At 66.6% G+C, this 8,156-nt stretch carries 8 protein-coding genes; 5 read left to right on the top strand and 3 right to left on the bottom strand.

Annotation, left to right across the window (positions count from 1 at the left end; translation table 11 throughout):
• The first annotated feature begins 171 nt into the window (after positions 1-171).
• Positions 172-492 (top strand): 2Fe-2S iron-sulfur cluster-binding protein, encoded by a 321-nt coding sequence (locus tag BRAS3809_RS16745; RefSeq protein WP_008963296.1) that lies wholly within the window; start codon positions 172-174, stop codon positions 490-492.
• Positions 493-548: 56 nt separating this feature from the next.
• On the opposite strand, the gene BRAS3809_RS16740 is transcribed toward BRAS3809_RS16745, so the two are convergent.
• Positions 549-1,013, bottom strand: coding sequence for an acyl-CoA thioesterase (locus tag BRAS3809_RS16740; RefSeq protein ID WP_008963295.1), 465 nt, complete (start codon positions 1,011-1,013; stop codon positions 549-551).
• Between the two features lie 176 nt (positions 1,014-1,189).
• On the opposite strand from BRAS3809_RS16740, the gene BRAS3809_RS16735 reads away from it, so the two are divergent.
• Positions 1,190-2,218 carry an NAD(P)/FAD-dependent oxidoreductase gene (locus BRAS3809_RS16735; protein WP_008963294.1) on the top strand — a complete coding sequence of 343 codons (1,029 nt, stop codon included), beginning with the start codon at positions 1,190-1,192 and terminating at the stop codon, positions 2,216-2,218.
• Positions 2,219-2,389: 171 nt separating this feature from the next.
• Positions 2,390-2,998 (top strand): DUF2147 domain-containing protein, encoded by a 609-nt coding sequence (locus tag BRAS3809_RS16730; RefSeq protein ID WP_008963293.1) that lies wholly within the window; start codon positions 2,390-2,392, stop codon positions 2,996-2,998.
• 278 nt (positions 2,999-3,276) lie between these two features.
• Here BRAS3809_RS16730 and BRAS3809_RS16725 read toward each other — a convergent pair whose 3' ends face one another.
• Complete coding sequence (locus BRAS3809_RS16725; RefSeq protein ID WP_035656515.1) at positions 3,277-5,226, bottom strand: SGNH/GDSL hydrolase family protein; 1,950 nt, start codon at positions 5,224-5,226, stop codon at positions 3,277-3,279.
• A 108-nt stretch (positions 5,227-5,334) separates the two neighbouring features.
• The gene (locus BRAS3809_RS16720; RefSeq protein WP_008963291.1) at positions 5,335-6,426 is read right to left on the bottom strand and encodes a lysylphosphatidylglycerol synthase transmembrane domain-containing protein; all 1,092 of its coding nucleotides are present in this window, start codon (positions 6,424-6,426) and stop codon (positions 5,335-5,337) included.
• A gap of 392 nt (positions 6,427-6,818) precedes the next feature.
• On the opposite strand from BRAS3809_RS16720, the gene BRAS3809_RS16715 reads away from it, so the two are divergent.
• Positions 6,819-7,325, top strand: a complete 507-nt coding sequence (locus BRAS3809_RS16715) for a YciE/YciF ferroxidase family protein (RefSeq protein ID WP_008963290.1) — start codon at positions 6,819-6,821, stop codon at positions 7,323-7,325.
• Positions 7,326-7,486: 161 nt separating this feature from the next.
• A partial coding sequence (locus BRAS3809_RS16705; protein WP_035656514.1) for an MFS transporter occupies positions 7,487-8,156 on the top strand: 670 nt, incomplete at its 3' end.

Raw genomic sequence — 8,156 nt, 5'->3', positions numbered from 1 at the left:
GGGCGATCCGGCCGATGCGCTGGCCTGGCTCGCCACCGCTGTGGCCCAGGCGCGCGCGGCGATTTCGGACATGCTGGGCGCCGCCTGAGCGGCCGGCCGCGGCACTAGCGCGGAGCGGAGCGGTCCGTTATAGGACAGCCCGACCTCATTTCCTGCGCAGCACGAGCACACATGGCCAAGATCACCTTTGTCGACCACTCCGGCGAATCCCGAACCGTTGACATCGAGAACGGCGCGACCGTGATGGAAGCGGCGATCCGCAACGCCATTCCGGGCATCGAAGCTGAATGTGGCGGCGCCTGCGCCTGCGCGACCTGCCATGTCTATGTCGACGAAGCCTGGCGCGAGAAGGTCGGTCCGCCGACCCCGATGGAAGAGGACATGCTCGATTTCGGCTATGACGTGCGGCCGAACTCGCGCCTCGCCTGCCAGATCAAGGTTTCCGACGAGCTCGACGGCCTCGTCGTGTCGACGCCCGAGCGCCAGGCCTGATTTGTCGTCGTCGGGATCTCTCCCCAAGGCACCTCCCGACTGTCTCCGCCCCGGCCTCAGGCCGGGAGCGTGATCGAAACACCGCGGCGCGCCCATGGCTGCAGCGCCGCGATCAGCTGCGGCGTCAGCGGCGCCGGCTTGCGCGTCACCTCGTCGATCAGCACCATCACGGCGGTGGCCGAGGCCACGCAGCGTCCGTCCGAGAACACGACCTGTTCGCAGGTCACCGACGTCCGCCCCAGCTTCACGACGCCCAGTCCCAGATCGATCGTTCCCGGCCAGCGCAACTCGGCACGGAAATGCATGTCGAGCCGCACCATGATCCAGGCCAGCCCGTCCTGCAGCAGGCCGTGGCGCGGGTCCTTCATCAGCGTCACCCGGCCGGTCTCGAAATAGGTCGCATAGACCGCGTTGTTGACGTGCTGGTTGGGATCGAGGTCGCCGAACCGGACATTGTCCGTCAGGCGGTAGGGGAAGTCCTCGAGCCGTGGCGCGTGGTCGTGGCGGGCCGTCGCTGTCACCGATTGATCTCCATCATTCCGTCTCCCCTTCAAACCTCGCTAGACCATCCGCTGCAAGCCGCGGGTGCGGCGGAGGCCGGCTTTTGTGCCTTCCCTGCGACCGCCCCGTTGGCTACAAATTCGGAACCGCCATCTGCCGCCATCCTCCGAGCGGCGCCTCCAACGAGAAGAGCGACATGAGTGAAGCGATCAAGACCGATGTGCTGATCATTGGCGCGGGCCCCTGCGGACTGTTTGCCGTGTTTGAACTGGGGCTGCTCGACATCAAGGCACACCTGATCGACATCCTCGACAAGGTCGGGGGACAGTGCGCCGAGCTCTATCCGGAGAAGCCGATCTACGACATTCCCGGCGTGCCGATGGTGACGGGGCAGGGCCTCACCGACCAGCTGATGGAGCAGATCAAGCCGTTCAGCCCGACCTTCCATCTCGGCGAGATGGTGACGAACGTCGAGAAGATCGGCGATCCCGGTTTCCGCGTCACCACCGACGCCGACAAGGTGTTCGAGTGCAAGGTCGTGGTGATCGCCGCCGGTGGCGGCTCGTTCCAGCCGAAGCGCCCGCCGGTGCCGGGCATCGAGGCCTATGAGGGCACGTCGGTGTTCTATGCCGTGCGCAAGATGGAGCAGTTCCGCGACAAGAATGTCGTCATCGTCGGCGGCGGCGACTCCGCGCTCGACTGGACGCTCAATCTGCATCCCATCGCCAAGCGCATCACGCTGATCCATCGCCGCGACGATTTCCGCGCCGCGCCCCACAGCGTCGAGCAGATGCGCGCGCTCGTCGCGGGCGGCAAGATGGACCTGCGCATCGGCCAGGTCACCGCGCTCGAAGGCGCCAACGGTCAGCTGTCGGCTGCGACCATCAAGGGCAACGACAACGCGGTCGAGACCATTCCCTGCGAAATGATGCTGCCGTTTTTCGGGTTGACGATGAAGCTCGGCCCGGTCGCCGATTGGGGCATCGCGCTCGAGAACAATCTGATCCCGGTCGAGACCTCGGCGTTCGAGACCAGCGTGCCCGGCATCTTCGCGATCGGCGACATCAACACCTATCCGGGCAAGATCAAGCTGATCCTGTGCGGCTTCCACGAGGGCGCGCTGATGGCGCAGAAGGCGCATCGCTACGTCTATCCGGAGAAGCGGCTGGTGTTCCAGTACACGACGTCGTCGTCGAGCCTGCAGAAGAAGCTCGGCGTCAACTAATTTGTCAGCGGTGTGGAACCAGACGCCGCCGGACCAACTCAAATGTGAAGAAATGTTTCCTGCGCGTGCCGGTTTCACCGGCGCGCCAGACCTGTTATGGGCTGTAACGATGCACGAAACGGCCGTACTGTGCGGCCATTCATTTTTTGACTTGGTCAAGGTGAGATGATGATGCGCAATGCGTTTCCCCGACTTCGGCTGTCGCCTGCCGCAACGACGCTCGCGCTCGGCGCGGTGGTCGTTGCTGGTGCGCTGCTGACGCGGCCGGCGCTGGCGGCAGAGCCGACCGCGGCCGGGCTGTGGCAGAAGGTCGAGGACGGCAGACCCGTCGGCTGGTTTCTCTTCATCGACCACGACGGCGTGTTCGAAGGCGTGATCGCCAAGACGTTTCCGCGTCCGGGCGACAATCCCAACGAGGTCTGCTCCAAGTGCACCGACGACCGCAAGAATGCGCCGATCGTCGGTATCTCCTTCGTGCGCGACATGAAGCGCGAGGGCCTGAAATACGAAGGCGGCAACGTCCTTAACCCGCGCGACGGTAACATCTGGAAGGCCAACATGCGGGTCACCCCGGACGGGCAGTCGCTGATCCTGCACGGCTATCTCGGCATCTCGCTGTTCGGCAAGGACGAGACCTGGACCCGCCTGCCTGACACGAACATGGCGCAGATCGATCCCGCGATCCTCGCCAAGTACCTTCCTGCGCAGGCGACGACCGCCACCGCTCCGGCGACCAAGCAGGCGCCGCCGATGATGAAGAAGCCGGCCCCGACGAAGTAGTTCGCGGTCGCGTGGCTGATGCGTCCGCATCGCTCATAGACGTCGTGTCGCCATCGCGCGGCATCCGAGCTTTGACCTGAGCTGAGCGGTCGCCACTTGCGATCCTGAAGATAGTAACTCCGTCATGCCCGGGCTTGTTCTGGCTTGTCCCGGGCATCCACGTCGTTCTCAGCATGCCGACCGACGTGGATGGCCGGGACAAGCCCAACCATGACGTGGCGAGTGACGGCGCAAAGCCCCGATCGTCAATGCGACAGCGCCGAGGGCGACGACGGCAGCTATTGCTGCGCGCCTCCGCTCGGCGGCAGCGGCTGGCTGGCGATGCTGGGTTCGGCCGCATCGAGGTTGAGCACCTCGGCGGCGGCCGGGAACGCCGCGTCGGCCATCGCGGCATGGCCCTCGGCGGTCGGATGCACCGCGCCGCCATACACCGCCGACAGCACGCCCCAGCTCGCATCGTGGATGTCGGCCGGCTGCATCGCCGCCGGCAGGCCCTGCGGATAGGTCATCGCCGAGAAGTAGCTGTCATTGGCGTCGCGGATCCAGCGGGCGCGCGGCAGATAGGGGCGATACTCGCTGGCGCCGCGACCGCACAGCAAGGGCTCGTTGGCGGCGGAGACGATGTTGGAATCGAAGCTCTCGCCATTGGCGGCGAAGCATTCGCGGTCGAACGGCGGATCCTGCGGCGAGCGCGCGCAGAAGCCGTGCTGAGCGAAAGCGGGCTGATGCGCGTCGACGAAGGTCATGCGCTCGGTGCGCGGGTCGCGGCACAGCACGCCGGCGGTGCATTGCGCGAGACCGCGCAATGCGGGGAGGAACTCGTTCTCGACGAATCCAGCGACATTGGCGAGCCGCTGCGGATTGGCGTTGAAGGAGGGGTGCACCTCGAACCCCGCGGGACCGCCGGGGCAGGGCGTGCCCGGGCCGCTCAGCGCCGGATTGCCGTAGGAGGTGTAGATGACGTGCGAGAGATCGCCGACCAGCGGCTTGAGCGCATCGCGCAGCTTGGCAAAGCCGCGCGGCAGGTCGCGCGCGAGCTCGCCGCGGGACTCGTCGACCGAGCCGATCACGCCGGAGCGCTTGAACAACGTGCGCTCCGTCGGGGTGTCGACGATGACGTCGGCGACGAGGCCGGAGAAGTTGATGTCGTTGGCGCCGATCGACAGCAGGATCAGGTCGAGGCGGCGGTCCGGCTGGCGGCGCTGGGCGGCGGTCAGCGCCTCGCGCAGCTCGCCGAGCTGGCCGTTGACGCCGCCGGCGCAGGTCGCGAGCGACCGGCCCGGCGTGCATTCGCGGGCGCGCTGGCTGCCGAACAGGCCGTCGGCGATGGTCGCGCCGGTGCAGGCGAGCGGCAGATAGGTCACCGCGACATGCGGGTAGCGCACGGCGAGCGCCAGCGCGGTGCGGGTCTGGTAGCTGTACAGCGAACGATGGCAGGCGGCGTTGAACCAGACCGCACTGTGCTTCTGCCAGTTCTGCAGCGTGTCCGGCGCCTCGCAGGCGCGGCCGCCTTTGAAGCCGGCGCGGCTCGGCCGATAATATTGCGCGGTCGGGCCACCGAGATAGGACCGGAAGCAGAAGCCGTCGTCGGACAGCGCGATCGGACGGTCCGGATTGCCTTCGCCGGAGGCGATGCTGTCGCCGAGGCCGGCGATGAGAACGTCCCGGACCTGGATGCCGGTCGACACCTGCTGCGTGCCTTCGGGGCTCGTCACGTCGACGGAGGCGACGGTCTGGCGGCCGTAGCGGACGCGCAGATTGACCGGCTCCGCGCAGTCGAAGGTCGAGGTCTGCGGGCCGTCGCCATCGTCGAACGACCAGGCGCAGGTGGCGCCGACCGGCACCGGGCCGGTCAGGCGCACGGTGACCGGATGGTCGACCGGCGTGAGATAGCTTTCCTTGACGTTGTCGCGCGTGCACGGCTCGTTGACGCGGCCGGTGAGGTCGATGCACAGCCGGTTGACGACGTTGCGCGCCCAGCCGCGGCCGTCGCTCTGGATCGCCAGACCCTGTTCGGCCGACAGGATCGAGCGGTCGCGCGTGCTCTCGAGATGCAGCAGGAAGTCGCGCTCCTCGCGGAACAGGCGGAAGCGGTTGCGGACCTCCCAGCTGATCTGCAACTGCGGGGCGGTGCCGAACTGTGCGGCCACCGGACGGACGGCGAGCGGGGCAAGCAGGCCGGCCAGCACGCAGGCGGCGAGCATTGGACGAAGGGACATACGGGTCATACGCCAGGAGTTCATGCGCCGAGCATTCAATTGAGCGATGGGGCGGAAATAAGAGAGCGGCCGGTCACGTCGACCGCACCGCTGTCAGCTCGCACTCACCGCGTCAAGTCAACCCTGCGAGTGGCGCTTGATCCGCTGCGGAACGGCCGCGGGGGCGGTCGCCGCCGCGCGCTTGGCGGCGATCTCGTCCGAGACGGCCGCCTGCAGCCGGCGCCGCTCCTGCCAGGGCTTGACGACGTTCAGCCAGAGTTCCCGGACGCCCATGATCGAGATCGCGGTGGCGAACGGGATGACGAAATACAGCACGCGGAACACCAGCAGCGTGGCCAGCAGCTGCTCGCGGCCGAACTGCGGCAGCGCCAACAGCATCGCGGCATCGAACACGCCGAGGCTGCCGGGCGCATGACTGGCAAAGCCGAGCAGGGTGGCGAGGATGAACACCACCGACAGCGACAGGAAATCGATCGGCGGGTTCGACGGCACCAAGAGGTACATCGCCAGCGCGCAGAAGCCGAGATCGACGACGCCGATCAGGATCTGCACGATCGTCAGCGGTGCGGAGGGCAGCACGACCTTCCAGCCGTTCTGGCCGAGCTGGCGGCGGTTCTTGCCGGCGTACAGCCAGCCCAGATAGGCGAAGATCGCGCTGAGGATGCCGATCGCGATCAGCTGGTTCACCGTCGGCGGCAGCTGATCCATCGCGGTCGCGGCCGCCGGGTGCAGGGTCATGCCGATGCCCAGCACGAACAGATTGCCGAGCCAGAAAGTCAGGCCCGACAGGAAGCAGATCTTGGCGACATCGATCGCCGAGAGGCCGTAGTCGGAATAGATCCGGAAGCGGATCGCGCCGCCGGTGAACACGGTGGCGCCGATGTTGTGGCCGATCGAATAGCTCGTGAAGGCGCTCATCGCCGCGATGCGATAAGGGACGTGCTTCTTGCCGATCGTTCGCAACGCAAAAAAATCATAGAACGTGAGCGTGCAGAACGCGCCGACCACGCACAAGGCCGCGAGCGCAATGTGACCGGGCGGGATGTCGGTGAGCGCGGTCAGGATGACGCCGCCCTCGACGCCCTTCAGCGTGCGCACGAGCGTGGTGATCGCGAAGGCGATGATCGCAAGGCTTGCTGCAATCCCCAGCCGCTTCCAGCCGATCCATTTCTTGAAGCCACGCGAGAGCGTGGTCAGCAGGCGCTGCATTCATCCTCCCGGCGGGGCGGCAGTAAATCTTGGAAAAAGGGCGAAACCATCTGATCGAAGAGGGCGGGCAATCCGTGACAGCCTGTTCCTTAAGCTAAAACGTACGTCTTGTGCAGTCCTTGACTCAGCGCAGCTTCGCGTTCGGTTTGCGGGTCTGTCACACTCCAGTCACATAGCTGGGACCGCGCCGGCCGCCTCAGTTTGGTCCCAAAGGTTACTCCCCCGGTTCGACCGAGAACGTCGCCTTCGCAGGCCGGGTTCCCAGCGGCGCTGGCCATGGCTCCGGAACAACCGATCAGGCCGCCGGTTAGCCGCAGGCGAGACGTCAATGGACATGCACGCGGTCGGGGAGGGGCCCGCCATGTTCCGAACCCCGGAAGGACGTGAGACACATGGGACTGTTCACCAAAGACATCAAGACGATGAACGACCTGTTCGTGCACCAGCTGCAGGACATCTATTATGCCGAGAACCAGCTGATCAAAGCGCTGCCCAAGATGGCCGACAAGGCCACCGACCAGCAGCTCAAGCAGGGTTTCCTCACCCATCTCGACGAGACGCGCACGCATGTGAAGCGGCTCGAGCAGGTGTTCGAGATGCAGGGCATCGCGCCCAAGGCGGTCGATTGCCCTGCGATCGACGGCATCATCGAGGAGGCCGAGGAGGTCGCCGGCGAGGTCGCCGACAAGACCGTGCTCGACGCGGCCCTGATCAATGCCGGCCAGGCGGCCGAGCACTACGAGATCACCCGCTATGGCAGCCTGGTCGCCTGGGCCAAGCAGCTCGGCCGCAGCGATTGCGCCACCCTGCTGCAGAAGACGCTCGACGAGGAGAAGGCGACCGACATGAAGCTGACCAAGCTCGCCGAGACCAGCGTCAATCTGCGCGCCGCCAGCTGACCGCGGCCCGCCGCCTGAGACAAAACGCCGCGCCTCGAGCGCGGCGTTTTGTCATCGGGGTGAGCGCAAGGCTGAACCGGCATTCTTCGATGGATATCGAAACATACCTGTCGTTCAAAGCGATAGGTTCAACGCCGCGCTCCACCGCCAGGAGGTCCGGCATGAGACGATCATCACCCGCCGCGCTGCAGGTTCCGGTCACGCCATCGCCGCCCTCCCGGATAGCGGGCGCGCTGACGCTGACGGGCATGAGCCTCGGCTTCGGCGTCGTCCAGCTCGACATCACCATCGTCAACACCGCGCTCGAAAGCATCCGCATCGCGCTCGCTGGCGACGTTGCCGCGCTGCAATGGGTGGTGAACGCCTACACGATCGCCTTCGCCGCCTTCATCCTGACCGCGGGCGCGCTCGGCGACCGCTTCGGCGCGCGGCGCGTCTTCATGGCGGGATTTGCCCTGTTCACGGCGGCTTCGGTCTGCTGCGGCCTCGCGCCCGACGCGGCCAGCCTGATCGCCCTGCGCGGCCTGCAGGGGGTGGCGGCAGCGCTGCTGGTGCCGAATTCGCTCGCGTTGTTGAACCATGCTTATCCCGATCCGAAGCAACGTGGCCGCGCCGTGGGCATCTGGGCCGCCGGCGCCAGCCTGACGCTGACCGCGGGTCCGTTCGTCGGTGGCACCTTGATCGCGCTGGCCGGCTGGCGGGCGATCTTCTTCGTCAACCTGCCGATCGGCCTGATCGGGCTCTGGCTGGCCAGGGCCTATGCCCGGGAGACGCCGGTCAACGCCGGCCGCGCGGTCGACCTGCCGGGGCAGGTCGCCGCCGTGGTCGCGC

Origin of the sequence: Bradyrhizobium sp. STM 3809 (assembly GCF_000239795.1) — a bacterium.
Classification (GTDB): Bacteria; Pseudomonadota; Alphaproteobacteria; order Rhizobiales; family Xanthobacteraceae; genus Bradyrhizobium.
The sequence above is the reverse complement of the archived record's forward strand: the minus strand, read 5'-3'. Positions and strand labels throughout refer to the sequence as shown.